The 24124-nt window shown below is 63.8% G+C and carries 24 protein-coding genes; 15 read left to right on the forward strand and 9 right to left on the reverse strand.

What is annotated here, in order from left to right; translation table 11 throughout:
- Positions 1-3: 3 nt before the first annotated feature.
- Entirely contained in the window at positions 4-813 is an 810-nt protein-coding gene (locus LRS11_RS12120) for an SDR family oxidoreductase (RefSeq protein ID WP_260493244.1), read from the forward strand.
- Between the two features lie 127 nt (positions 814-940).
- Here LRS11_RS12120 and rapA read toward each other — a convergent pair whose 3' ends face one another.
- Complete coding sequence (rapA, locus tag LRS11_RS12125) at positions 941-3802, reverse strand: RNA polymerase-associated protein RapA (protein WP_260493245.1); 2862 nt, start codon at positions 3800-3802, stop codon at positions 941-943.
- Between the two features lie 176 nt (positions 3803-3978).
- On the opposite strand from rapA, the gene LRS11_RS12130 reads away from it, so the two are divergent.
- The 4 genes from LRS11_RS12130 to ccoM all read left to right on the forward strand — a co-directional run bounded on the left by LRS11_RS12130 (position 3979) and on the right by ccoM (position 5891).
- Positions 3979-4275 carry an aspartate-semialdehyde dehydrogenase gene (locus tag LRS11_RS12130; RefSeq protein WP_260493246.1) on the forward strand — a complete coding sequence of 99 codons (297 nt, stop codon included), beginning with the start codon at positions 3979-3981 and terminating at the stop codon, positions 4273-4275.
- A gap of 181 nt (positions 4276-4456) precedes the next feature.
- Complete coding sequence (locus tag LRS11_RS12135; protein ID WP_260493247.1) at positions 4457-5053, forward strand: alpha-ketoglutarate-dependent dioxygenase AlkB family protein; 597 nt, start codon at positions 4457-4459, stop codon at positions 5051-5053.
- Positions 5054-5373: 320 nt separating this feature from the next.
- Positions 5374-5535, forward strand: coding sequence for a hypothetical protein (locus tag LRS11_RS12140; protein ID WP_260493248.1), 162 nt, complete (start codon positions 5374-5376; stop codon positions 5533-5535).
- 239 nt (positions 5536-5774) lie between these two features.
- Positions 5775-5891 (forward strand): cytochrome c oxidase subunit CcoM, encoded by a 117-nt coding sequence (ccoM, locus tag LRS11_RS22350; protein WP_312026969.1) that lies wholly within the window; start codon positions 5775-5777, stop codon positions 5889-5891.
- A 154-nt stretch (positions 5892-6045) separates the two neighbouring features.
- Here the strand turns inward: ccoM and LRS11_RS12145 are convergent, their stop codons facing one another.
- The 4 genes from LRS11_RS12145 to LRS11_RS12160 form a co-directional block, all read right to left on the reverse strand.
- On the reverse strand, positions 6046-7068 hold the full coding sequence (locus tag LRS11_RS12145) for an AbrB family transcriptional regulator (RefSeq protein WP_260493249.1): 1023 nt from the start codon (positions 7066-7068) through the stop codon (positions 6046-6048).
- Complete coding sequence (locus tag LRS11_RS12150; RefSeq protein WP_260493250.1) at positions 7061-8569, reverse strand: tripartite tricarboxylate transporter permease; 1509 nt, start codon at positions 8567-8569, stop codon at positions 7061-7063. Before LRS11_RS12150 ends, LRS11_RS12145 begins: the two co-directional genes overlap by 8 nt.
- 1 nt (position 8570) lies before the next feature.
- A complete protein-coding gene (locus LRS11_RS12155; protein ID WP_260493251.1) occupies positions 8571-9017 on the reverse strand; it encodes a tripartite tricarboxylate transporter TctB family protein in 447 nt (148 codons plus the stop codon).
- A gap of 141 nt (positions 9018-9158) precedes the next feature.
- Positions 9159-10133 carry a Bug family tripartite tricarboxylate transporter substrate binding protein gene (locus LRS11_RS12160; RefSeq protein ID WP_260496909.1) on the reverse strand — a complete coding sequence of 325 codons (975 nt, stop codon included), beginning with the start codon at positions 10131-10133 and terminating at the stop codon, positions 9159-9161.
- A gap of 399 nt (positions 10134-10532) precedes the next feature.
- On the opposite strand from LRS11_RS12160, the gene LRS11_RS12165 reads away from it, so the two are divergent.
- Complete coding sequence (locus LRS11_RS12165; RefSeq protein WP_260493252.1) at positions 10533-11204, forward strand: response regulator; 672 nt, start codon at positions 10533-10535, stop codon at positions 11202-11204.
- Entirely contained in the window at positions 11197-12594 is a 1398-nt protein-coding gene (locus LRS11_RS12170; RefSeq protein WP_260493253.1) for a sensor histidine kinase, read from the forward strand. Before LRS11_RS12165 ends, LRS11_RS12170 begins: the two co-directional genes overlap by 8 nt.
- Here LRS11_RS12170 and LRS11_RS12175 read toward each other — a convergent pair whose 3' ends face one another.
- From LRS11_RS12175 to LRS11_RS12185, 3 genes are all read right to left on the reverse strand, one after another.
- Positions 12595-13350: an ABC transporter substrate-binding protein gene (locus LRS11_RS12175; RefSeq protein WP_260493254.1), complete on the reverse strand. Its 756-nt coding sequence runs from the start codon at positions 13348-13350 to the stop codon at positions 12595-12597. It abuts the gene before it with no gap.
- A gap of 139 nt (positions 13351-13489) precedes the next feature.
- The gene (locus tag LRS11_RS12180; RefSeq protein ID WP_260493255.1) at positions 13490-14326 is read right to left on the reverse strand and encodes an HDOD domain-containing protein; all 837 of its coding nucleotides are present in this window, start codon (positions 14324-14326) and stop codon (positions 13490-13492) included.
- Positions 14327-14434: 108 nt separating this feature from the next.
- Positions 14435-15373: a folate-binding protein YgfZ gene (locus LRS11_RS12185; RefSeq protein WP_260493256.1), complete on the reverse strand. Its 939-nt coding sequence runs from the start codon at positions 15371-15373 to the stop codon at positions 14435-14437.
- A 119-nt stretch (positions 15374-15492) separates the two neighbouring features.
- Between LRS11_RS12185 and LRS11_RS12190 the strand changes: the two genes are divergently transcribed.
- Together LRS11_RS12190 and LRS11_RS12195 are read left to right on the forward strand one after the other, a co-directional pair.
- Positions 15493-15747: a succinate dehydrogenase assembly factor 2 gene (locus tag LRS11_RS12190; protein WP_260493257.1), complete on the forward strand. Its 255-nt coding sequence runs from the start codon at positions 15493-15495 to the stop codon at positions 15745-15747.
- Complete coding sequence (locus tag LRS11_RS12195) at positions 15731-16183, forward strand: protein YgfX (protein ID WP_260493258.1); 453 nt, start codon at positions 15731-15733, stop codon at positions 16181-16183. Before LRS11_RS12190 ends, LRS11_RS12195 begins: the two co-directional genes overlap by 17 nt.
- Here LRS11_RS12195 and nadB read toward each other — a convergent pair.
- Positions 16152-17768, reverse strand: a complete 1617-nt coding sequence (nadB, locus tag LRS11_RS12200; protein ID WP_260493259.1) for an L-aspartate oxidase — start codon at positions 17766-17768, stop codon at positions 16152-16154. The genes LRS11_RS12195 and nadB overlap by 32 nt on opposite strands.
- 346 nt (positions 17769-18114) lie before the next feature.
- Here nadB and rpoE point away from each other — a divergent pair, with 346 nt between their 5' ends.
- The 6 genes from rpoE (at position 18115) to lepA (ending at position 24124) form a co-directional block, all read left to right on the forward strand.
- Positions 18115-18696 carry an RNA polymerase sigma factor RpoE gene (gene rpoE / locus LRS11_RS12205; protein WP_260493260.1) on the forward strand — a complete coding sequence of 194 codons (582 nt, stop codon included), beginning with the start codon at positions 18115-18117 and terminating at the stop codon, positions 18694-18696.
- 31 nt (positions 18697-18727) lie between these two features.
- Positions 18728-19318: a sigma-E factor negative regulatory protein gene (locus tag LRS11_RS12210; RefSeq protein WP_260493261.1), complete on the forward strand. Its 591-nt coding sequence runs from the start codon at positions 18728-18730 to the stop codon at positions 19316-19318.
- 8 nt (positions 19319-19326) lie between these two features.
- Entirely contained in the window at positions 19327-20274 is a 948-nt protein-coding gene (locus tag LRS11_RS12215) for a MucB/RseB C-terminal domain-containing protein (protein ID WP_260493262.1), read from the forward strand.
- On the forward strand, positions 20271-20717 hold the full coding sequence (locus LRS11_RS12220; RefSeq protein ID WP_260493263.1) for a SoxR reducing system RseC family protein: 447 nt from the start codon (positions 20271-20273) through the stop codon (positions 20715-20717). The genes LRS11_RS12215 and LRS11_RS12220 overlap by 4 nt, the downstream gene beginning before the upstream one ends.
- A 34-nt stretch (positions 20718-20751) precedes the next feature.
- Positions 20752-22173: a DegQ family serine endoprotease gene (locus LRS11_RS12225; protein WP_260493264.1), complete on the forward strand. Its 1422-nt coding sequence runs from the start codon at positions 20752-20754 to the stop codon at positions 22171-22173.
- A 151-nt stretch (positions 22174-22324) separates the two neighbouring features.
- Positions 22325-24124: a translation elongation factor 4 gene (gene lepA / locus LRS11_RS12230; protein ID WP_173208413.1), complete on the forward strand. Its 1800-nt coding sequence runs from the start codon at positions 22325-22327 to the stop codon at positions 24122-24124.

Genomic DNA, 24124 nt, shown 5'->3' on the forward strand with positions numbered 1-24124 from the left:
ATAATGCAAAAGCGCATGATGATTACCGGAGCGGGCTCCGGTCTGGGACGCGAAATAGCCCTGCGTTGGGCGCGCGAGGGCTGGCAGCTGGCCCTGGCAGACGTCAACGAAGCCGGTCTGGCAGAAAGCCTCCAGCTGGTGCGCGAGGCCGGTGGTGATGGCTTCACCATGCGTTGCGATGTGCGTGACTATAGCCAGCTGACCGCCGTGGCCCAGGCCTGCGAGGAGCGTTTCGGCGGCCTCGATGTGCTGGTCAACAACGCCGGGGTTTCGGCGGGTGGCTTCTTCGGCGATCTGAGCCTGGAGGACTGGGACTGGCAGCTGGCAATCAACCTGATGGGCGTGGTCAAGGGCTGCAAGGCATTCCTGCCGCTGCTGCTGCAGAGCAAGGGGCGGATCATCAACATCGCCTCCATGGCCGCGCTGATGCAGGGCCCGGCGATGAGCAACTACAACGTGGCCAAGGCTGGTGTGGTGGCCTTGTCCGAGAGCCTGCTGCCCGAGCTCAAGCCGGAAGGCGTCAGCGTGCACGTGGTCTGCCCGTCGTTCTTCCAGACCAACCTGCTCGACTCCTTCCGTGGCCCGACCCCGGCGATGAAGCAGCAGGTCGGCAAGTTGCTGGAAGGCAGCCCGATCAGCGCCGCGGATATCGCCGACTACATCTACCAGGACGTCGCCAAGGGCGAGTTCATGATCCTGCCGCACGAGCAGGGGCGCATGGCCTGGCAGGTCAAACGCCAGGACCCACAGGTGATCTACGACGAGATGACGGTGATGTGCGAGAAGATGCGCAGCAAGCTGGGCGCCAGCTGATTCGCGCGGGTATGAAAAAGGGGCAGCCTAGGCTGCCCTTTTTATTGGCAGTTCGCAGCCCGGATGAAATCCGGGCCCTGAACAACGCCACCCCCGGATTTCATCCGGGCTAGCAATGGCGGACGAATCAGCCGGCGACCAGGACGCGGATCGCCTCCAGGCGCATGGCGGCTTTCTCGAAGAAGCTCAGGCCGCTGCTGCGCTGCTTGCGCAGGGCTTCGATCTCGCTGTCACGCACGCTCGGGTTGACCGCCTGCAGGGCGGTCAGGCGGGCGATTTCCTCGTCCAGGCCGGCGCTGAAACGCTGGCGCGCCTCATCCACGCGCTGGCTGTGGCGCGGCAGGATCTTCGCCTCGGCGGCGTTGATCTGCTTGCTCAGCACCTCGCGCTGGGCCTGCACGAACTTGTTGGCGCTGGCCCGTGGCACGCTTTCCAGCTGGTCGTTGAGGGTCTCGAAAGCCACACGTGCGGCCAGGTCGTTGCCGTTGCCATCGAGCAGGCAGCGCAGGGCCACCGGCGGCAGGTAGCGGCTCAACTGCAGCGAGCGTGGGGCGACCACTTCGCTGACGTAGAGCAGTTCGAGCAGCACGGTGCCGGGTTTCAGCGCCTTGTTCTTGATCAGCGCCACCGCGGTGTTGCCCATCGAGCCGGACAGCACCAGGTCCATGCCGCCCTGCACCATGGGGTGTTCCCAGGTGAGGAACTGCATGTCTTCGCGTACCAGGGCCTGGTTGCGGTCGTAGGTGATGGTCACGCCTTCGTCGTCGCCGAGGGGGAAGCTGGCATCCAGCATCTTCTCGCTGGGGCGCAGCACCAGGGCATTTTCCGAGTGGTCTTCGCTGTCGATGCCGTAGGCGTCGAACAGCTCTTCCATGTAGATCGGCAGGGCGAACTGGTCGTCTTGCTCGAGGATGTCCTCGACCAGCTGCTGGCCTTCGCCGGAACCGCCGGAGTTGAGTTCCAGCAGGCGGTCGCGGCCGCTGTGCAGCTCGCCTTCCAGGCGTTGGCGCTCGGCCGTGGCTTCGTCCAGCAGGCCCTGCCAGTCGCCGCCGTCGCTTTCTTCCAGCAGCGGCAGCAGGCGCGGGCCGAACTGGTGCTGCAGGGCGTTGCCGGTCGGGCAGGTGTTGAGGAAGGCGTTCAGCGCCTGGTGATACCACTGGAACAGGCGCTCCTGCGGGCTGTTCTCCAGGTACGGCACGTGCAGCTGGATCACATGCTTCTGGCCGATGCGGTCGAGGCGGCCGATGCGCTGCTCTAGCAGGTCCGGGTGGGCCGGCAGGTCGAACAGCACCAGGTGGTGGCTGAACTGGAAGTTGCGGCCTTCGGAACCAATCTCGGAACAGATCAGTACCTGGGCGCCGAATTCCTCGTCGGCGAAGTAGGCGGCGGCGCGGTCGCGCTCGAGGATGTTCATGCCCTCGTGGAACACCGTGGCCGGGATGCCGGAACGCACGCGCAGGCCGTCTGCCAGATCGAGGGCGGTTTCGGCGTGGGCGCAGATAACCAGCACCTTGAACTTCTTGAGCATCTTCAGGGTGTCGATCAGCCAGTCGACGCGCGGGTCGAACTTCCACCAGCGCTCGTCCTCGCCACTGTCCTGCTGGGCCTGGTAGCTGACTTCCGGGTACAGGTCGGCATGCTCGCCGAGCGGCAGCTCCATGTACTCCATCGGGTTGGCCAGCGGGTAGGCGTGCAGCTCGCGCTGGGGAAAGCCCTGCACCGCGGCGCGGGTGTTGCGGAACAGCAGACGGCCGGTGCCGTGGCGGTCGAGCAGCTCGCGGATCAGCCGTGCGGCGGCTTCGGTGTCACCATCGCTGACGGCGGCCAGCAGCGCTTCACCTTCGGCACCGAGGAAGCCGTGGATGGTGGCGTGGGCCTTCTCCGACAGGCGACCTTCGTCGAGCAGCTCCTGCACCGCTTCGGCCACCGGACGGTAGTTGGTGCTTTCGGCGCGGAAGGCGGCGAGGTCATGGAAACGGTTGGGGTCGAGCAGGCGCAGACGGGCGAAGTGGCTTTCCAGGCCCAGCTGTTCCGGGGTGGCGGTGAGCAGCAGCACGCCGGGGATCAGGCCGGCCAGTTGCTCGACCAGGCGGTATTCGTCGCTGGCCTTTTCCGGGTGCCAGACCAGGTGGTGGGCTTCGTCGACCACCAGCAGGTCCCAGCCGGCGGCGAACGCGGCGTCCTGCGCCTTGTCGCTGCGCTTCAGCCATTCCAGCGAGACCAGCGCCAGCTGGGTGTCCTCGAAGGGGTTGTCGGCATCGCTTTCGACGAAGCGCTCGGCGTCGAACAGTGCGACTTCCAGGTTGAAGCGTCGGCGCATTTCCACCAGCCACTGGTGCTGCAGGTTCTCCGGCACCAGGATCAGTACGCGGCTGGCACGGCCAGTGAGCAGCTGGCGGTGGATCACCAGGCCGGCTTCGATGGTCTTGCCCAGGCCCACTTCGTCGGCCAGCAGCACGCGTGGGGCGACCCGGTCGGCCACTTCGCGGGCGATATGCAGCTGGTGGGCGATCGGCTGCGCGCGGGTGCCGCCCAGGCCCCACAGGTTGGACTGCAGCAGGCGGCTCTGGTGTTCGAGGCTGTGGTAGCGCAGGGAGAACCAGCTCAGCGGGTCGATCTGCCCGGCGAACAGGCGGTCACTGGCCAGGCGGAACTGGATGAAGTTGGACAGCTGGGTTTCCGGCAGGGTGTAGGGCGCGTGCTGGGCATCGAAACCGTGGTAGACCAGCAGGCCGTCGACGTCTTCGACTTCCTGCACGGTCATTTTCCAGCCTTCGAAGTGGGTGATCTCGTCACCCGGTGCGAAGCGCACGCGGGTCAGCGGGGCGTTGCGCAGGGCGTACTGGCGGGTTTCGCCGGTCGCCGGATAAAGCACGGTAAGCAACCGGCCGTCGGAGGTCAGGATGGTGCCGAGGCCCAGTTCCGCCTCGCTGTCGCTGATCCAGCGTTGCCCCGGTTCATACTGCTGCACAGTGCCACTACTTGCCATGAATTGCCCCAGCTGCGAAAAAAGCCGCGTATGGTAACGGAACGCCGCGCGCAGAGCGACGAGACTTGTGGCTTTGCCCGGAATCAATCGACAGAGCCTGAGTCGAAAGTGTAGCGAGCGTGCGTTCAAGTTGATGGCCGTCCAGCCGACAGCAGTTTCAAGAGGGAGGGAATTCCATGCTGCCGCCCATTCCACACAGCCTTCAGCCGGTGACCGTCCAGCAGGACGTGCCCAAGCCGCGCCCGGATATTCCGCCGGTCACTCCCGCCAGCGAAAGTCAGAAGGAAAGCGCGGTGGAGCTGGACAAGCGTCATCCGCAGGAAGCCGAGATGCTCTTGCGCGAGGAACAGCGTCGTCGCCAGCGTCGTCACTACAGCCCGGAGGCATTGGCCGAGGGCGAGGTCGATAAGGCCGATGAGAAACTGCTCGACGAGTTGCCGCGGCAGGGGCTGTGGGTAGATGTTGAGGTCTGAGAGCCTGTTTAGGATCTCTTGATCGTCGGCCATGCTGTGTTGGAATCAGGTTCGGAATGCTCATTTACAGACGTAAACTCCGCTTCCTCGCCTGATCCCGCCTTGCCTGGCTCTAGCTCAAAAGTTCCTAAACAGGCTCTGAACTGTTCCCTCTTCTTCAACCTGCCAGATAATCGAAGCCGTGGATCTGTTCGCCGACCTACCTTTGCAATTGCCCGATGCCCAGTTGGATTACCGCCCGCACTGGCTGGACGCGGCCTGCGCCGATCAGTGGCTGGCGCAACTGCTGGCCGAGACGCCCTGGGAGCAGCCGCAGGTGTTCCTGCATGGTCGGCATTATCCGGTGCCACGCCTGGTGGCCTGGTATGGCGATGCCGAGGCCAGCTATCGCTATTCCGGCCTGCTGCACCAGCCGTTGCCCTGGACGCCGCTGCTGGCGCAGATTCGTGCGCAGGTCGAGGCGGTAGCGGGGCAGCCGCTGAATGGCGTGTTGCTCAACTATTACCGCGACGGCCAGGACTCCATGGGCTGGCACAGCGACGACGAACCCGAGCTGGGGCGCAATCCGCTGGTCGCTTCGCTCAATCTCGGCGGCAGCCGGCGTTTCGACCTGCGCCGCAAGGGCCGTCAGGCTATCGAGCACTCGCTGCAGCTAGGGCATGGCGCGCTGCTGGTCATGGCCGGCACAATCCAGCATTATTGGCAGCATCAGGTGGCGAAAACCGCCAAGCCGGTAGCGCCACGTATCAACCTCACTTTTCGCCTGATCCGGACTTAGGGTCTGTTCCCGTTTCGTTCGCGGCCGCGACGGAGCCAGTATTTGCGCGGAGCTAGGCAGCGCCCGCTCCCGGCGGGCTTGCTGCATTCACCACATCCATGTGGATCGCGCGAGAGGCGTGGTTTGGTCGTCCAAATGAGCCGTCGAGTAACGACGTTCCGCGCAAATACTGGCCCGTCCCATCGGGTTGCGTGCAAAATCGCGCCATGCGGCGTTGCGGGACTTGGCAAGGGTTCACCATTCCCTGCGTCCCGCGCCTTGCCTGGCGCGATTTTGTCCAGCAACGCGGTTCGCGAACGAAACGGGAGCAGACCCTAACCATGAGCAACGACGACAAGCTGATCGACTTCAGCGCCGAGCGCGGCAAGCGCATCCACGACCTGCACGAGAAGAAGCTCGACGAGATGCGCCAGGCCTTCGAGCAGGCGCTGCCGCTGCCCAAGGGCAAGAAGAAGGCCAAAGGCAAGCCGAAGAAGCGCTGAGAAGCTGTCTACGACCTTCTGACTGTCGGCCCTGCTGCATTAGAAATGGCTCTATTCAGCAGGCCGTAAGTTGGTTCTGCGTTCGCGCCAGCCAACCCCTCGGCAAAATTGATCCAGATCAACACCCGCAGCACCTCCCGCCTCCTGCCTGTGCGGATATTGACCCCGGTCAATTTTCGCCGAGTCCTCTGCCGTTACCTTAAAGCCATCCAACACGGGCTTTGCACAAGGAGGCAGCCATGTTCATCGATACAGTGGTACTCGCCGGCATCGGTACGGTCGGTCTGATGATCGCCTTCTTCGCAGGCGTCGGTTATTTCATCTGGAAGGATTCGCACAAGCGCAAGCCAAGCTGATCCTTCCTGGCAACGAGCACGCAAGGCAAATTAGGGCGACTTCGGTCGCCCCTTTTTTTGTCTGCGCGAAACCCTGCAGCGCCCGGTTGCCTGCCCTCACGGGCAAAAAAAGACCCGCACATGGCGGGTCAAACGTGGTTCGAGGAAAACCGGATCAAAACTGGTGAAGGCGCTGCCACAGGCGGAACAGCGGCTCGGCGAGGAATAGCACGCAGAGCAGGCGCAGCACCTGCAGCCCGGTGATCAGCGGCACCGATAGGGCCAGGGCCTCGGCGGTCAGGCTCAGTTCGGCGATGCCGCCGGGCATCATGCCCAGCAGCAGCGCGCGATGATCCAGCGCGCCCAGCCAGCTCAGCGCTTCGGCGCCCAGTGCGGCAACGAGCATCGCCAGCACTGTGGCCAGCAGCACCAGGGTGATCAAGCGCGGCGCGTGGCGGAAGAACTCGCGGCTGAAGTGGCAGCCAAGGGCGCTGCCGATCAGCCACTGGCCGAGCTGGCTGGTGCCGGCCGGCAGGCTCAGGTCGAGGTCGAACAGCACGCAACCCAGGGCGCTGGCCAGGATCGGCCCGAGCAGCCAGGGATTGGGCTGGCGCAGGCGCTGGCCGAGCAGGGCCAGCAGGGCGCCGCCGCCCAGCAGCAGCGCCAGAGCCGGGACATCCACGTTGCCGCCGACATGCGCCAGGGCCGGCGGCGTGCCCAGCCAATACTGGAACAGTGCCGGCACGCTGAGCACCACCAGCAGCAGGCGCAGGCTTTGCCCGGCGGCCACCTGGCTGGCGACGGCACCATTGCGCTGGCCGAGGTTGACCATTTCACTGGCGCCGCCGGGCATGCTGGCGAAGTAGGCGGTGGCGCGGTCGAAGCCGGCGCGGCGCAGCAGGCCGATGCCGATCAGGCAGGTGAGGCTGGTGAATAGCGCTCCGGCCAGCAGCAGGCCGCCGTGCTCGACGACCTGCTGCAGCACCGCCGGGCTGAAGTGCAGGCCGATGCCGGTACCCACCAGCCACTGCCCGCCCTTGCGCGCGCCGGGCACCTCACGCAGGTCGAGCCCCGCCAGGCAGCGCAGCAGGATCACCGCCAGCAGGGAGCCGACCATCCACGGCAAGGGCCAGCCGATCAGGCTGGCCAGGGCACCGCCGGCCGCGCCGGCCAGCGGGGTGAGCCACCACTTAGGCATGCGCGGCGCGCAGCTGGCGGCGCTTGCGCAGCCAGCGCAGGCCGGGCAGGGCCAGCATCAGCGCGGCCAGGCCCCACAGCGCCATGCTGATCGGGCTCTGCCAGAGGATCGCCAGGTCGCCGTTGCTGATCGACAGGGCGCGGCGCAGGTTGGACTCCATCAGCTCGCCAAGGACGAAACCGAGGATCAGCGACGACAGCGGGAAGTCCATCTTGCGCAGCAGGTAGCCGAACACGCCGAGGCCGATCATCAGCACCAGGTCGAAGGTGGTGCTGTGCACGGCGTAGACGCCGACCAGGCTGATGATGGTGATGGCCGGCACCAGGATCCAGGTCGGCACGCTGAGCATGCGGGCGAACAGGCCGACCAGCGGGATGTTCATCACCAGCAGGATGACGTTGCCGATGAACAGCGAGGCGATCAGGCCCCAGACCACGTCCGGTTGCTGTTCGAACAGCAGCGGGCCGGGGGTGATGTTGTACAGGGTCAGGGCGCCGATCATCACCGCGGTGGTGCCCGAGCCCGGCACGCCGAGGGTCAGCATGGGGATCAGCGAGCCGCAGGCCGAGGCGTTGTTGGCTGCTTCCGGGGCCGCTACGCCGCGCAGGTCGCCGTCGCCGAAACGGCCGCTGCTGCCGGCGATGCGCTTCTCGCTCATGTAGGTGATGGCGCTGGCGATGGTCGCCCCGGCGCCCGGCAGCACGCCGATGACGAAGCCGGCCAGGGAGCTGCGCACGGTGCTCCACCAGGTGAAGGCGAACTCCTTGGCGTTGAACAGCATGCGCCCGCTGGCTTTCACCGCCTGCTGGCCGCTGACGGTGTGTTCGAGCATCAGCAGCACCTCACTGACGCTGAACAGGCCGATCACCACGATGACGAACTGGATGCCGTCGGACAGGCCGACATTGTCGAAGGTGAAGCGGTACACCCCGGTGGTGGCGTCCACCCCGACCGTGGCCAGGGCCAGGCCGATCAGCGCGGCGAGCAGGGTCTTCAACGGCTTGTCGCCGACCATGCCGCCCAGGCAGGCGATGGCGAACACCATCAGCACGAAGTACTCGGCCGGGCCGAAGGCCACCGCCCAGCCGGCCAGGATCGGCGCGAACAGCACCACGCCGATGGTGGCGATGGTGCTGCCGATGAACGAGCTCATGGCCGACAGCGACAGGGCGATGCCGCCCTTGCCCTGGCGCGCCAGCGGGTAGCCGTCGAGGGTGGTCATGATCGCCGCGGCGTCGCCCGGCACGTTGAGCAGGATGGCGGAGATCCGCCCGCCGTACTCGCAGCCCAGGTAGACGGCGGCCAGCAGGATCAGCGCGGTCTCCGGCGGCAGGCCGAGGGCGAAGGCCAGCGGCAGCAGGATCGCCACCCCATTGATCGGCCCCAGGCCCGGCAGCAGGCCGACCACGGTGCCGACGAAGGCGCCGAACAGCGCCACCAGCAGGTTGATCGGGCGGGTGGCCACATCGAAGCCCTGCATCAAGAAATTCAGCGTTTCCATTTCAGCTCTCCACGAAGGCGGCGAACAGGCCGAGCGGCAGCGGCACATCCAGCAGGTAATCGAACAGGCCGTAGAGCAGCACGCCCATCAGCAGGCCGCTGATGGCGCTGGGCAGCAGGCGACCATTGAACAGCAGGCCGAGGGCGAAACCGGCCAGGGCGGTGCTGAGGACGAAGCCCAGCGGCTCGAACAGCAGGGCATAGGCCAGCAGGGCGCCGACACACAGGGCGACCTTGCGCGCCAGCACCATGGAGATCGGCAGGCTCGGCTCGCCGCTCGGCTTGCACAGCAGCCACAGTGCGGCGACGGCCATCAGGCTCAGCAGCAGCAGGGGGTAGGCGCGCGGGCCGACGGGGTCGTAGGAGAAGGGTGCCTGGAAGCCCCAGGCGACCACGGCGAGAAAGGCGCAGGCGAGCAGCCACACCGCAGCGAACAGGCGGACATACATGAGGGTGTCCTCACAGGAATGGGGGAGGTAGTTGCAAGACCCTGTAGGAGCCAGCTTGCTGGCGATCCGGGTGCCCTCGGAGGTTCAGCATGGGCGCCGATCGCCAGCAAGCTGGCTCCTACAAAAACCGGCGGGCAGGGCTTATTTGGCCAAACCGAACTCGCCGGCCAGCACCTTGTAGTCCTGCACCTGCTTGAGCACGTAGGCCTGTAGCTCGTCGCCGGTCATGCTCAGTGGGAACAGGTCGCGCTGCTCGCGCAGCTTGGCGAACTCAGGGCTGGCCAGCAGGGTGTCGAACTGGGTTTTCCACCAGGCGAAGTCGGCATCGCTGACTTGCGGGCCCATGTAGAAACCACGGATCACCGGCCAGGTGATGTCGTAGCCCTGCTCCTTGGCGGTGGGGATGTTGCTCAGCTTGCCCGGCAGGCGCTGCTCGGAGAGCACGGCGATCACGCGGATCTTGTTCGCCGCCAGCTGCGGGGTGACTTCGCCGAGGCCGCTGGAGGTCACTTGCACGTGGCCGCCGAGCATCGCGGTGAGGGTCTCGCCACCGCCCTCGAAGGCCACATAGCGCAGTTGCTGCGGGTCGATGCCGGCGAGGCGGGCGAGCAGCGCGGTCTGCATCCAGTCCTGGCCGCCGATGGTGGCGCCGGCGCCGAAGACGATGCTGCCTGGGTCCTTCTTCAGCGCCTCGACCAGATCGGTGAGGGTCTGGTAGGGCGAGTCGGCGCGCACGCTGATGGCGCCGTAGTCGGTGCCGATGCCGGCCAGCCAGCGCACGGCGTTCTCGTCGTAGCGGCCGAACTTGCCTTGGGCCAGGTTGAGCAGGGAGCCGGAAGAGAAGGCGGTGATGGTGCCGGCGTCTTTCGGTCGCTGGGCGACCACCGCGTTGTAGGCCACCGCGCCGACACCGCCGGGCATGTAGGTGACGCGCATCGGCGCTTCGAGCAGGCCGCCGTCGCGCAGGCCGCTCTGGGCCAGTTTGCAGGTCAGGTCGAAACCGCCGCCGGGCTTGGCCGGGGCGATGCATTCGGGGCGCTTGGGTTCGGCCAGCAACTGGCTGGACAGCAGCAGGCCGGAGGCGAGCAGGGCGACACGGGACAGGGCAGTCTTCATCATCGGGTCTCCAGTGGAGTTTTATTGTGGCTCAGGTGGGGGCGGACCGGCAGTCGACGACTGGCGATCAGTGACTCGCTCGCGGTGCGGGCGAAGAAGGGAAGTCGAGGCGGGCCTGGGCGGCGGTGCGGCGCAGGCAGCACGGCGGGCGAGGCGAACGAACAGGCGCGGGGGCCTGCAGCAGGGCAGCGTTCATCGGTGGTCTCCATTTGTTGTTCTTGTACGCCGGCACAACCACGCAACCGGCGTTTGCTGGGTGGTTCTAGCCACCCTGTCGCGATGCTAGGGGGCGAAGCTTTCGCCAGCCTTTCAGGGTGAAAGAAAGTTGCTTAGGCGGTTAAAGCGGCTTTGCGCTGGTTACACTGAGGCCATAAGAACAAGTTCTGGAGTGCCCGAATCGTGCGAATCCTGCTGGTCGAGGACCATCTGCCCCTGGCCGAAAGCGTGGCCCAGGCCCTGCGCAGCACCGGCTTGACCGTGGATGTGCTGCACGACGGCGTCGCCGCCGAACATGCCCTGGCCAGCGAGGATTACGCCCTGGCGGTGCTCGATGTTGGCCTGCCGCGGCTGGACGGCTTCGAGGTGCTGGCGCGCGTCCGTGCCCGTGGCAAGGTGTTGCCGGTGTTGATGCTGACCGCCCGTGGCGAGGTCAAGGACCGGGTGCACGGCCTCAACTTGGGCGCCGACGACTACCTGGCCAAGCCCTTCGAACTGACCGAACTGGAGGCACGGGTCAAGGCCCTGCTGCGGCGCAGCGTGCTCGGCGGTGAGGCGCAGCAGCGCTGCGGGGCGCTGGTCTATGACCTGGGCACCCGGCGTTTCAGCCTGCACGAGCAACTACTCAACCTGACCTCGCGCGAGCAGGCGGTGCTGGAGGCGCTGATCGCCCGGCCGGGGCGGGTGATGAGCAAGGAGCAGCTGGCCGACCAGGTGTTCGGCCTGGACGAGGAGGCCAGCGCCGACGCCATCGAGATCTACGTGCATCGCCTGCGCAAGAAGCTCGAAGGTGACAGCGTGCGCATCGTTACCTTCCGTGGTCTGGGCTATCTGCTGGAGGCAGTCGGTGCTTGAAAAGCCTGCCGGCAGCCTGCGCGGTCGGCTGCTGCGGCGCCTCGCCGCGCTGCTGGCCATCCCGCTGCTGATCGGCAGCCTGAGCGCCTACTGGAACGGCCGCGAGGCGGCGGACGCAGCTTACGACCGCACCCTGCTGGCCTCGGCGCGGGCCATCGCCGATGGCCTGTACACCGAAGAGGGGCTGTTGCGCGCCGACGTGCCCTACGTGGCGCTGGATGTGTTCGCCTACGACAGCGAGGGGCGCATCTTCTATCAGGTCAGCGACCTGCAGGGACGCCTGGTTTCGGGCTACGACGCCCTGCCGGCGCCGCCGCCCGGAACCAAACGCACCGACGATTATCCGGCCCTGGCGCGTTTTTACGACGGTGAGTTCGATGGCGTCGGCGTGCGCGTGGTCAGCCTGCTGCAGCCGGTCAGCGAACCGGAGATGAACGGCATGGCGGAAATCCGCGTGGCCGAGACCGAAGGCGCGCGCGAGCGTATGGCCCGTGGTCTGCTGCTCGATACCCTGTGGCGCATGGGCCTGCTGGCGTTGATCACCCTGGGCCTGGTGTGGCTGGCGGTAAGCGCCGCCTTGCGTCCGCTGGAGCGTCTGCGCAGCGCGGTGGAGGAGCGTCAGCCGGACGATCTGCGGCCGCTGCCACTGGTCGAGGCGCAGGATGAATTGCGTCCGCTGGTGGCCGCTCTCAATCACTTCACCGAACGCCTGCGCGTGCAGTTCGAGCGCCAGGCGCAGTTTATCGCCGACGCTTCCCATGAGCTGCGCACGCCGCTGGCGGCGCTCAAGGCGCGCATCGAGTTGGGCCTGCGCGAGCGCGAGCCGCAGCTGTGGTACAGCACCCTGGAAAAGGCCGCGCAGAGCACAGACCGCCTTACTCACCTGGCCAACCAGCTGCTCTCCCTGGCGCGCATCGAGCGCGGTGCGCGGGCCATCGCCGAGGGTGGTGCCGAACAGGTCGATCTCGGCCTGCTGGTGCGCGAACTGGCCATGGCCCTGGCGCCGTTGGCGCACCAGCGCGGTATCGCCCTGGCCCTGGAGGCCGAGGAGGGCGTGTGCATCCAGGGTGAACCGACTCTGCTCAACGAACTGGTCTACAACCTGGTGGACAATGCCCTGGCCCATACCCCGGCGGGCGGCAATGTGATCCTGCGGGTGCTGGCGCCGGCGCTGCTGGAGGTCGAGGACGACGGTCCGGGGATTCCGCCGCAGGAGCGGGAGAAGGTCTTCGAGCGCTTCTACCGGCGCAACCCACAGGTCGGCGGTGCCGGGCTGGGGCTGGCGATCGTCGGCGAGATCTGTCGCGCCCATCTGGCGCAGATCAGCCTGCATGAAGGAGCGAGCGGTGGCTTGCGGGTGCGCGTGAGTTTTCCGCCGCAGCCGCTGTGATCAGTGGCTCAGGCTCAGCGGCTGCTGGATTTCCAGCAGGTACTGGGAAACCTTGCCGCTGTCGCGCAGTTGCTGCAAGCCCTGGTTGAAGCGCTGCAACATGGCCTCGTTGCCGGCCACCTTGCGGGACAGTAGCAGGTGCAGGCTGTCGCTGCGCAGCGGCAGTGGATGAAAGCTCAGCTGGCGGCGTTCGGCGCTGTTGAACTTGCTGTGCAGCAAATCGAAGGCCACCACCTTGTCCATCGGAAAGGCATCCAGGCGTCCAGCCAGCACCATGCGCAGGCCCTGTTCCTCGCTACTCAGGCGCTTGACCTGTAGTTGGCCGCTGCTTTCCGCTTGCTGGAAGGCCTGGCCGTAGTCGTAGTCGATGGCGCCACCGAGTCGTTTGCCGTGCAGATCGCCGACCTGTTGCCAGTCGAAGGCCTGATCCTTGCGGTGGAACAGGTAGTAGCCGCTGTCCACCACCGGGTCGCTGATGAAAAAGGCCTGCTCGCGCTCCGGGCTGCGCAGCCATACCGCTGCGCCATCGCTCTTGCCCTTTTCGGCGCTGCGTAGGGCGCGCGCCCAGGGATAGAATTCCCACTGCACCTGCACGCCCTGCAGGGCAAAGGCTTCTTCGACGATGCGCGAGGCGACGCCGTGATGGGGCAGTTTTTCACCCAGATAAGGGCTCCATTCGCCGTTGGTCAGGCGGATGGTTTCAGCCTGCAGGTGACAGCCAAAAACCAGGGCAAACAGCAGTAGCAACAGACGCATCGGGCCCTCCTTTCCCTGAGCTGAGCGAAACAGAGGCCACTCCAGTCGGCCTTTGCGGCGGCAAGCCGCTGCCCTGCCGCAAAGGCGGCAGGGCATGTTCATAGCTTAGAAGGGGTTGGCCGATACGTCTTGCAGTGTATTACTGCAGCATGCTGGTGGCGGCTTCCATGGCCGCGGAAAGGTCTTCGTCGGCCTGCATGTCGACGCTCGGGTCGAGGCCGAGCTTGGCGAAGGCGGGGATCTTGCTCCAGTCCAGCTGGGTGTAGGGGTGCTCGCTGCCCAGGTAGCTCTGCAGGGTGGCGACCTGGACGATGTCGACGTAATCGACCTTCGGCGAGTTGCGGGTGAAGTCCAGGTGCTGGCCGGGCACCATGGCAATCGGCTCGGGGAATTCCCAGGCGCGCAGGATTCTGTCGCCGATGATCGGGTGGATCTTCTCGATCACGTGGTTGAGGCTGATGGAGTCGGCCAGCAGCTCGTTGTGTTCCTCGGCGTAGGTCAGGATCGGCAGGATGCCGATCTGGTGGACCAGGCCGGCGAGGGTCGCCTGGTCGGGCAGCAGGCGCGTGTAGTGTTTGCACAGAACGTGGCAGATGCCGGCGATTTCCGTGCTTTTGTTCCACACTTCACGCATTTTGCGGTCGACCACGTCGGAGGTGGCCTGGAACATCTGCTCCATGGCCAGACCGGTGGCCAGGTTGCAGGTGTAGTTGATGCCAAGGCGGCTGACGGCCATCTGCAGGTCGGTGATTTCCTTGCTGGTACGCAGCAGCGGGCTGTTCACCACCTTGATGATGCGTGCGGTGAGGGCGGCGTCGTTGCCGATCACCTTGCTCAGGGCCGGGATGCTGATATTCGGGTCTTCGGCTGCCTCGCGAACGCGCAAGGCCACTTCGGGCAAGGTCGGCAGTACCAGTTCATCGTTTTCGATGGCCTGGATCAGTTCCTGTTGGACTTTCTCGGCAAGCTTGCTCATCTCGGCTCTCGGATCACTCGACCGCCTCAGTGTAGTGCGGTGTCGCTTGTTGGTCAGGGTTATGCCGGTTGTAACCTGTTTGTCCCGGCGTCTGCATCAGTTTTCTGCTTAGCGCTGGATTTCTCGGTCGCTGTCCAGTTCGTAGGGCAGTTCCAGCAGGCGCAGCAAGGGGCCAGCGAGGCTGTCGAGGTGGATGCGACCATCGTTGGCGGCATCTTCCTGCAGTACGGCCAGCACTTCGCTGCCGCTCTCTGTCTGCGCGGCCAGCACGATTTCGCCGACGCTGGAGCCATGTACCGGCGAAAACAGCGCGGCGCCCACCGCCGGTGGCGCTGCATCCAGGCTCAGGCGATAGAGACGCCGCTTGAGCTTGCCGAGGTACTGCATGCGCGCGACGATTTCCTGGCCGGTGTAGCAGCCTTTCTTGAAACTCACGCCGCCCAGGGCCTGCAGGTTGATCATCTGCGGGATGAGCTGTTCGCGGGTTGCACCGAAGACCTGGCCGATACCGGCGCGGATCTGGCCCAGTAGCCAGTCGTTCAGTGGCGCTTCGCGCAGCTGTGCGGCCAGGCGCTTGTGCAGGGTTTCGGCTTCGCTGACCGGGGCCCAGAGTTCGGCGCGGCCATCGCTCAGACGCACGGCCAGCAGGCCATTGTGGCGCGCCACCGTGTTCGCTGTTTGCGGCAGATCCAGGCCGAGGCTGACCAGTGCGCCGTCAGCGCCGCTGAGGCCGTAGCGTACCCAGGTGGCGGATTCGTCGCTGAGGGTGGATTTGGAGAACGCCGCGTACTTCTTCAGTTCGGCGAGCTGGGCGTCGAGCAGTTCGCTGGCCATCGCCAGCAGGTAGCCGTCGCCTTCGCCGAGAATGCGGAAGCTCGATAGCATGCGGCCCTTGGGCGTGCAGCGAGCGCCGAGGCTGCTGGTGTGCGGGTCGAGGTAGTTGAGGTTGCAGGTGACCTGGCCCTGGAGAAATTTGCTGGCGTCTACGCCGCGCACGGCGAGCAGGGCTTCATGGGTCAGGGTGCAGAAGAAAGCTGAGTCGGCCATTGGCTGTCGCAGTAAGGAAAGTCCGGGGCGTCATCATAGAGCCCGCCCGGCGGCTTGTCAGCGGGTGCTGAGTGAGGCGTCGCTCGCTATACTGCGCACCTTCTCACAGGAGCCGCTGTATGGCCGATTCTACTGAACTGAACCGACTCTTCTGGCACAGCCGTCGCGGCATGCTGGAACTGGATGTACTGCTGGTGCCCTTCGTCAAGGAGGTGTACGCGACGCTGGATGCCGATGATCAGGCGCGCTATCGCAAACTGCTGGAGTGCGAGGATCAGGACATGTTCGGCTGGTTCATGCAGCGCGACGAGCCGGAAGACGCCGATCTGCGGCGCATGGTTCGCATGATCCTGGATCGTGTCCAACCCAAGTAACGGCTTTGAATGCCACTGGCAGGCCTCGCGCCTGCTGCTGGCGGCCTATGTGCTGGCGCAATGCCTGGCATGGGTGACGCTGTTGCTGCTCGATGTGCCGTTCTGGCTGCTTTGTCTCGGTGTTCTGGTTTGCCTGGCGCATGCGGCGTGGGTGCTGCCGCGTCAGGTGCTGCTCAGCCACGCCCAGGCGTTCACCGGTTTGCGCCGGGACGAGGATGGCTGGCAGCTATGGAGCAAGGAGCAGGGCTGGCAGGCGGTGCAGTTGCGCCCGGATAGCCTGGCTCTGCCGCTGGTAGTGATCCTGCGCTTTCGCCTGGCTGGTGAACGGCGCGTGCGCGGCTTGTGTATTGCGCGTGACGGGCTGACCCGCAAGGCACATCGGCGCCTGCGGGTGCGGCTGAAGTTCAGTCGACGAAGGTGGGCGGCGCCAGAATAGTGTCGTGCGCTTCGGGCAACTGCTGCGGGTAGTCGAGGGTGTAATGCAGGCCGCGGCTCTCGTGGCGCCGCATGGCTGACTCGATCATCAGCTCGGCAACCTGGGCCAGGTTGCGCAGTTCGATCAGGTCGCGGCTGACCTTATAGTTGCTGTAGAACTCGTCGATCTCGCTGAGCAGCAGGCGCACCCGGTGCTGGGCTCGTTGCAGGCGCTTGTTGGTGCGCACGATGCCGACGTAGTCCCACATGAATCGCCGCAGTTCGTCCCAGTTGTGCGCAATGATCACGTCTTCGTCCGAGTCGGTCACCTGGCTGGCGTCCCAGGTTGGCAGCTCGCCTGGCATGTTCACGCTATCCAGTTGCGCAACGATATCGGCTGCTGCCGAGCGAGCGTAGACGAAGCATTCCAGCAGCGAGTTGCTGGCCAGGCGGTTGGCGCCATGCAGGCCGGTGAAGCTGGTTTCGCCAATCGCGTACAGGCCCGGCACATCGGTATGCCCACTGCTGTCGATCACTACGCCGCCGCAGGTGTAGTGGGCCGCCGGTACTACTGGGATAGGCTGGCGGGTGATGTCGATACCGAATTGCAGGCAGCGCTCATAGACGGTGGGGAAGTGCGTCTTGATGAAGTCTGCCGGCTTGTGGCTGATGTCCAGATAAACGCAGTCAATACCCAGGCGTTTCATTTCATGGTCGATGGCGCGGGCGACGATATCGCGCGGGGCCAGCTCTTCGCGTGGGTCGAAGCGCGACATGAAGCGCTCGCCGTTGGCCAGTTTGAGCTGGGCGCCTTCGCCGCGCAGGGCCTCGGTGATCAGGAAGTTCTTGGCCTGCGGGTGGTACAGGCAGGTCGGATGGAACTGGTTGAATTCCAGGTTGCCGACCCGGCAGCCCGCGCGCCAGGCCATGGCGATGCCATCGCCACAGGCGCCGTCGGCATTGCTGGTGTACAGGTAGACCTTGGCCGCGCCGCCGGTGGCGAGGATGACGAAACGCGCGTGGAAGGTGTCGACCTCGCCACTGTGGCGATTCAGGACATAGGCGCCGAGGCAGCGCTGGCCGCTGCGGCCGAGTTTGCGTTCGGTGATCAGGTCGACTGCCACGCGCTGCTCCAATAGTTCGATATTGGGGCGCTGGTGGGCCTGTTGCAGCAGGGTGTTGAAGATGGCGGCGCCGGTGGCGTCGGCGGCGTGGATGATGCGCCGGTGGCTGTGGCCGCCTTCGCGAGTCAGGTGGAACTCGAAGCCGCCATCCTCGCGTTCGTGTTCATCGCCACGGGTGAACGGCACGCCTTGTTCGATCAGCCATTGGATGGCTTCACGACTGTGCTCGACGGTGAAGCGCACGGCGTCTTCGCGGCACAGGCCGCCGCCGGCATTGAGGGTGTCGGCGACATGGGATTCGATCGTGTCGGTGTCATCCAGTACGGCGGCAACACCACCCTGGGCCCAGTAGGTCGAACCGTTGGCCAAGTCGCCCTTGCTCAGCACGGCGACGCGCAAGTGCTGCGGTAGCGTCAGGGCCAGAGTCAGGCCGGCTGCGCCGCTGCCGATGATGAGGACGTCGTGCTGCTGGTGTTGGCTCATCTACTGCTGATTCCGCAAAAGGGCATCGCCTAGTATATAGAGGGGGTGGCCGGCACAATAGCGTGCTTATGACGGACCAAGGTGCTCGGGAACTTCCTTAGACGTTTGGGTTCCATAGTCTGTCACCCGTGGTTCAAGGTGCCGATCGCTCAGCATGGCTCTGTCGATCAGGTAGAAAAATTTCAGCAGCAGGGTCGGTGACCCTGCTGCGTTGTTTCGTGCAGGTACTTTGCGTGCTGCAGGAAGCCAGTTTGGAGGGAGAACTTTTGCGCAGCGTCCGAGTCTATCTTGGCAGAGTGACTTGCTGGCAGACGCAGAACTCCTCCGAACTCCAAGAGGAGTATTCATGCTAACCCAGGAAGACGATCAGCAACTGGTCGAGCGGGTGCAGCGCGGCGACAAGCGGGCTTTCGATCTGTTGGTGCTCAAGTACCAGCACAAGATTCTTGGTCTGGTTGTGCGTTTCGTGCACGACAGCCATGAGGCCCAAGATGTGGCCCAGGAGGCCTTTATCAAGGCCTATCGCGCGCTCGCCAATTTTCGCGGTGACAGTGCGTTTTATACCTGGCTGTACCGTATCGCCATCAACACGGCGAAGAACTATCTGGTCTCGCGCGGTCGTCGGCCGCCGGACAGTGATGTAAGTGCCGAGGATGCCGAGTTCTATGAGGGCGACCACGCGCTCAAGGACAACGAGTCACCGGAGCGCCTGCTGTTACGGGATGAAATCGAAGCCACCGTGCATCGAACCATCCAGATGCTCCCTGAGGATTTGCGTACGGCCCTGACCCTGCGCGAGTTCGACGGCTTGAGTTACGAGGACATTGCCAGCGTCATGCAGTGTCCGGTCGGCACCGTGCGTTCGCGGATTTTCCGGGCGCGCGAGGCCATTGATAAAGCCCTGCAACCTTTGTTGCAGGACGCCTGAGACAGCGGCGACAGCCAAGAGAGGAACTGCCATGAATCGTGAAGCCCTGCAGGAATCGCTGTCCGCGGTAATGGATAACGAAGCGGACGAACTGGAGCTGCGCCGGGTGCTGGCTGCCAGCGAAGAACCCGAGCTGCGTGCGACCTGGTCGCGTTACCAGATTGCGCGTGCGGTGATGCACAAGGAGTTGCTGGAACCGCGCCTGGATATTGCTGCCGCCGTTTCCGCCGCTTTGGCTGATGAGGCGCTGCCGGAAAAGGCGGCCGCTGGCCGTTGGCGTGGCCTGGGTCGTCTGGCGGTCGCTGCGTCGGTTACCGTCGCCGTGCTGGCTGGCGTACGCTTCTACAATCAGGATGAACTGAGCGGTGCCCAACTGGCTCAGCAGGCTGCCCAGCCAAACTTGGTGATGCCGCAGGTGCAAGGGCCGGCCGTATTGGCCGGTTACACCACCAGCAGTGAGCCTATGTCGCAGGGGCCGCAGCTGAATGTGCAGCAACCGGCTTCTGGTTGGCATGAGCAGCGCCTGCCGGCCTATCTGCGCCAGCATGCCCAGCAGGCTGCCGCCAGTGGAACCGATTCGGCGCTACCCTATGCGCGTGCCGCCAGTCTGGAAAACCGCTGAGGGCGATCATGCGCGCCTTTCCTCTGATTGCTTTGCTTGGCAGCTGCCTGGTCTCTTCGGTTCATGCTGCCAATGCCCAGGATTGGCTGAGTCGCTTGGCTGAGGCCGAGGGGCAGAGCTTCCACGGTTCTTTTGTTTATGAGCGCAACGGTAGTTTCTCTACCCACGGCATCTGGCATCGGGTCGATGCGGCGGGTGAGATGCGTGAGCGTCTGCTGCAGCTGGATGGCCCGGTACAGGAAGTGCTGCGGGTTGGTGGGCAGCCGGCCTGCGTGAGTGAAGGCTTGGCGGATCAGTTGAGTGATCTGCGCTTGTCGCCTCATGTCGTGGCGCCGGATCGGCTTGCGGAACGCTATGAGTTGCGTGTGGCGGGGCGCTCTCGTGTGGCGGGGCGTGAAGCGGTCATATTGACCCTGATACCGCGGGATCAGCATCGTTATGCGGTCGAGCTGCATCTGGACGAAGCCAGCGCGCTGCCGCTCAAATCGCTACTGATTAACGAGAAAGGCCAGTTGCTGGAACGTTTTCAGTTCATCGATCTGGATACTGAAACGGCCGTCTCGGATGAGCAGTTGCAGCCTGGCGACAGCTGTAAGTCAATCGATTCAGTGTCGCCGGGTAGCGCCTCTGCGCCGGCCTGGCGTGCTGCCTGGGTGCCGCCGGGTTTCCAGTTGCAGCAAACCATGCAGCGTCGCAGTCCGGCTTCGACGGAACAGGTCGCGTATCTGACCTATGACGATGGCCTGGCGCGTTTCTCGATATTTCTCGAACCCTTGCGCGGCGCCAAGGTTGAAGATGCGCGTAGTCAGCTTGGCCCGACTGCCGTGGTTTCCCGGCGTATGAGCACGGTTGCTGGCGATGTCATGGTGACGGTGGTCGGCGAAATTCCACTGGGCACTGCCGAACGGGTCGCCTTGTCCATGCAGACGCAAGCCGCCGAAAAGGTCGTGCAATGATTGAGGAGCCCGGACGGGTCATAGCGCTGGAGGCCGGAGCAGTCTGGGTCGAGACCCTGCGTAAAAGCACGTGCTCCAGTTGCTCTGCCAATGCCGGTTGTGGGCAGGGGCTGATGGATAAGCTGGGCGTCGGTCGCAATCGTGGCGTGGTGCGTGCGCTTTCTGACCTGCAGCTGCAGGTTGGTGATTCCGTGGTTATAGGGGTGCGCGAGGATCTGCTGCTGCGGGGGGCGTTCCTGGTCTATCTGTTGCCGCTGCTGTGTCTGTTCGCTTTTGCGCTATTTGCCCAGTGGCTGGGGTTGTCCGAACCGTTGGTGATCTTGTTTGGCCTGGCTGGTTTGGTTTTGGCCTGGTTGCTGGTGCGTTGGCGTAGTCGGCGTACTGCCGGTGATCCAGCACTACAGCCTGTGGTGGTGCGGGCCCTGCTGGTCGGAGCTGTTTGAGTACTCGTTGTTTTTATGGATAGGAGTCGTAGTGATGCTTGGTCTGAAATCCTCTTTATCCGGAGTGTTTGCCCTCCTGCTGTGTGGGCAGGTTGCTTTCGCGCGTGCGGAATTACCCGAGTTTACAGCGCTGGTCGAAGAAGCTTCCCCGGCGGTGGTGAACATCAGTACCCGGCAGAATGCGCCGCAGCGCAATGTCGCTATCCAGGGGCAGATCCCCGATCTGGAAGGTCTGCCGCCACAGTTCCGCGAGTTCTTCGAACGCAATATTCCACAGATGCCGCGCAATCCGGGCGGTCGTCAGCGCGAAGCGCAGTCGCTTGGCTCGGGCTTCATCATTTCCGCCGATGGTTATGTCCTGACCAATAATCATGTGGTGGCAGATGCCGATGAGATCATCGTGCGCCTGTCTGATCGCAGCGAACTCGAGGCCAAGCTGGTCGGGGCGGATCCGCGGACTGATGTGGCCTTGCTCAAGGTAGAAGGCAAGAACCTGCCGACAGTGCGCCTGGGGAAATCGGATGACCTTAAGGTTGGGGCCTGGGTGCTGGCGATCGGCTCGCCTTTTGGCTTCGATCATTCGGTAACTGCTGGCATCGTCAGTGCCAAGGGGCGCAGCCTGCCGAACGAGAACTACGTGCCGTTCATTCAGACCGACGTAGCGATCAATCCGGGTAATTCGGGTGGTCCGCTGTTCAATCTGGATGGCGAGGTGGTGGGGATCAACTCGCAGATATTCACTCGCTCCGGTGGTTTCATGGGCCTGTCCTTTGCCATTCCGATCGATGTGGCCATGTCTGTGGCCGATCAGTTGAAGGCGGACGGCAAGGTCAGCCGCGGTTGGCTGGGCGTGGTGATTCAGGAGGTCAACAAGGACCTGGCTGAATCTTTCGGTCTGGAGAAGCCGGCGGGCGCGCTGGTGGCTCAGGTGCTGGAAAATGGTCCGGCGGCCAAAGGTGGTCTGCAGGTGGGGGATGTGATCCTCAGTATGAATGATCAGCCGATCATCATGTCGGCGGATCTGCCGCATCTGGTTGGTGGTCTCAAACCGGGTAGCAAGGCCGAGTTGGAAGTGGTGCGCGAAGGCGAGCGCAAGACTCTGCAGATGAGTGTGGGGGTGTTGCCGGAAGAGGGTGATGAGGTTGCCATCGATGCCGACGCAGGCGTCGAGCGCAGCAGTAATCGCCTGGGCGTTTCGGTGGTCGAGCTGACCGTCGAGCAGAAAAAGGCCCTGGATGTGCGTGGGGGCGTGGTGATCAAGGAAGTACTGGGTGGCCCAGCTGCTCTGATCGGCCTGCGTCCCGGTGATGTGATCACTCATTTGAACAATCAGGCGATCGACTCTGCCAAAACCTTCACCCAGGTGGCCAAGGAGTTGCCAAGCAATCGCTCGGTTTCCATGCGTGTCTTGCGTCAGGGGCGAGCCAGTTTCATTACCTTCAAACTTGCGGAGTAAGGCGATTTGATGGACATAAAGGGCAGTTTTCACTGCCCTTTTTTGTGTCTGCCTATCGGCGCGCGTGCGTGACGCCATGGTCATCGGTCAGGTAGAATGCTCGGCTATTTTCGGCGGGCAGCCTGCCTGCGGCTTTTTCGAGTGTTGATCCGTGAGTGACCTGAGTCATATCCGCAATTTCTCCATCATCGCCCACATCGACCACGGCAAGTCGACACTGGCCGACCGCTTTATTCAGATGTGCGGTGGCCTCTCCGAGCGTGAAATGGAGGCCCAGGTGCTCGACTCCATGGACCTCGAGCGCGAGCGCGGAATTACCATCAAGGCCCACAGTGTCACTCTGCACTACAAGGCTCTCGACGGTAAAACCTATCAGCTGAACTTCATCGATACCCCTGGACACGTCGACTTCACCTATGAAGTCAGTCGTTCGCTGGCCGCTTGCGAGGGTGCGTTGCTAGTGGTGGATGCCGGTCAGGGCGTGGAAGCCCAGTCGGTTGCCAACTGCTATACCGCCATCGAGCAGGGCCTTGAGGTCATGCCGGTGCTGAACAAGATGGACCTGCCGCAGGCCGACCCAGACAAGGTCAAGGAAGAGATCGAGAAAATCATCGGTATCGACGCTACCGACGCCGTGGCCTGCAGTGCCAAGAGCGGTATGGGCGTTGACGAGGTGCTTGAGCGCCTGGTGAAGACCATTCCGGCACCCACCGGCAACATCGAAGACCCGCTGCAAGCACTGATCATCGACTCCTGGTTCGACAACTACCTGGGTGTTGTGTCCCTGGTACGTGTACGCCATGGTTGCGTGAAGAAGGGCGACAAGATTCTGGTCAAGTCCACCGGCAAAATCCACCTGGTGGATAGTGTCGGTGTGTTTACCCCCAAGCACACGCAAACCGCTGACCTGAAAGCGGGTGAAGTCGGCTTTATCATCGCCGGTATCAAGGACATCCACGGTGCGCCGGTGGGTGACACCCTGACCCTCAGCTCTACCCCTGATGTAGATGTGTTGCCAGGCTTCAAGCGCATTCAGCCTCAGGTGTATGCCGGTCTGTTCCCGGTCAGCTCGGACGATTTTGAAAATTTCCGTGAAGCCCTGCAAAAGCTCACGCTGAACGACTCGTCGCTGCAATACCTGCCGGAAAGCTCGGATGCGCTGGGTTTTGGCTTCCGTTGCGGCTTCCTCGGCATGCTGCACATGGAGATCATCCAGGAGCGCCTGGAGCGCGAGTACGATCTGGATCTGATTACTACTGCGCCAACGGTAATCTTCGAGTTGTTGCTGAAGACCGGTGAGACTATCTATGTCGACAACCCGTCCAAACTGCCCGATCTGTCGTCTGTTGAGGATATGCGCGAGCCGATTGTGCGCGCCAATATTCTCGTACCTCAGGAGCATCTGGGTAACGTCATCACCCTGTGTATCGAGAAGCGCGGCGTACAACATGACATGCTGTTCCTCGGCACCCAGGTTCAGGTCAGCTACGACCTGCCGATGAACGAAGTGGTGCTGGACTTCTTCGATCGCCTGAAGTCCACCAGCCGTGGCTACGCTTCGCTGGACTACCATTTCGACCGCTATCAGTCGGCCAATCTGGTCAAGCTCGATGTGTTGATCAACGGCGACAAGGTCGATGCTCTGGCACTGATCGTGCACCGTGACAATGCGCACTACAAAGGCCGCGCATTGACCGAAAAAATGAAAGAACTGATCCCACGGCAGATGTTCGATGTGGCCATTCAGGCTGCCATCGGTGGGCAGATCGTGGCACGAACCACGGTCAAGGCTCTGCGCAAGAACGTATTGGCCAAGTGTTACGGCGGTGATGTCAGCCGTAAGAAAAAGCTGCTGGAAAAGCAGAAGGCCGGTAAAAAAAGGATGAAGCAAGTGGGCAACGTGGAGATTCCACAAGAAGCCTTCCTTGCAGTGCTCAGGTTGGATAGCTAA

It is taken from the genome of Pseudomonas sp. J452, from assembly GCF_024666525.1.
Taxonomy (GTDB): Bacteria; Pseudomonadota; Gammaproteobacteria; order Pseudomonadales; family Pseudomonadaceae; genus Aquipseudomonas.

Coding starts and splice junctions, on each gene's coding strand:
- LRS11_RS12145 (WP_260493249.1), bottom strand. CDS start 7,068: ATGCCTAAGTGGTGGCTCACCCCGCTGGCCGGCGCGGCCGGCGGTGCC.
- LRS11_RS12220 (WP_260493263.1), top strand. CDS start 20,271: ATGATTGAGGAGCCCGGACGGGTCATAGCGCTGGAGGCCGGAGCAGTC.
- LRS11_RS12210 (WP_260493261.1), top strand. CDS start 18,728: ATGAATCGTGAAGCCCTGCAGGAATCGCTGTCCGCGGTAATGGATAAC.
- LRS11_RS12160 (WP_260496909.1), bottom strand. CDS start 10,133: ATGAAGACTGCCCTGTCCCGTGTCGCCCTGCTCGCCTCCGGCCTGCTG.
- LRS11_RS12120 (WP_260493244.1), top strand. CDS start 4: ATGCAAAAGCGCATGATGATTACCGGAGCGGGCTCCGGTCTGGGACGC.
- ccoM (WP_312026969.1), top strand. CDS start 5,775: ATGTTCATCGATACAGTGGTACTCGCCGGCATCGGTACGGTCGGTCTG.
- nadB (WP_260493259.1), bottom strand. CDS start 17,768: ATGAGCCAACACCAGCAGCACGACGTCCTCATCATCGGCAGCGGCGCA.
- LRS11_RS12225 (WP_260493264.1), top strand. CDS start 20,752: ATGCTTGGTCTGAAATCCTCTTTATCCGGAGTGTTTGCCCTCCTGCTG.
- LRS11_RS12185 (WP_260493256.1), bottom strand. CDS start 15,373: ATGGCCGACTCAGCTTTCTTCTGCACCCTGACCCATGAAGCCCTGCTC.
- LRS11_RS12150 (WP_260493250.1), bottom strand. CDS start 8,569: ATGGAAACGCTGAATTTCTTGATGCAGGGCTTCGATGTGGCCACCCGC.
- LRS11_RS12215 (WP_260493262.1), top strand. CDS start 19,327: ATGCGCGCCTTTCCTCTGATTGCTTTGCTTGGCAGCTGCCTGGTCTCT.
- LRS11_RS12180 (WP_260493255.1), bottom strand. CDS start 14,326: ATGAGCAAGCTTGCCGAGAAAGTCCAACAGGAACTGATCCAGGCCATC.
- LRS11_RS12190 (WP_260493257.1), top strand. CDS start 15,493: ATGGCCGATTCTACTGAACTGAACCGACTCTTCTGGCACAGCCGTCGC.
- rpoE (WP_260493260.1), top strand. CDS start 18,115: ATGCTAACCCAGGAAGACGATCAGCAACTGGTCGAGCGGGTGCAGCGC.
- LRS11_RS12155 (WP_260493251.1), bottom strand. CDS start 9,017: ATGTATGTCCGCCTGTTCGCTGCGGTGTGGCTGCTCGCCTGCGCCTTT.
- rapA (WP_260493245.1), bottom strand. CDS start 3,802: ATGGCAAGTAGTGGCACTGTGCAGCAGTATGAACCGGGGCAACGCTGG.
- LRS11_RS12140 (WP_260493248.1), top strand. CDS start 5,374: ATGAGCAACGACGACAAGCTGATCGACTTCAGCGCCGAGCGCGGCAAG.
- LRS11_RS12130 (WP_260493246.1), top strand. CDS start 3,979: ATGCTGCCGCCCATTCCACACAGCCTTCAGCCGGTGACCGTCCAGCAG.
- LRS11_RS12175 (WP_260493254.1), bottom strand. CDS start 13,350: ATGCGTCTGTTGCTACTGCTGTTTGCCCTGGTTTTTGGCTGTCACCTG.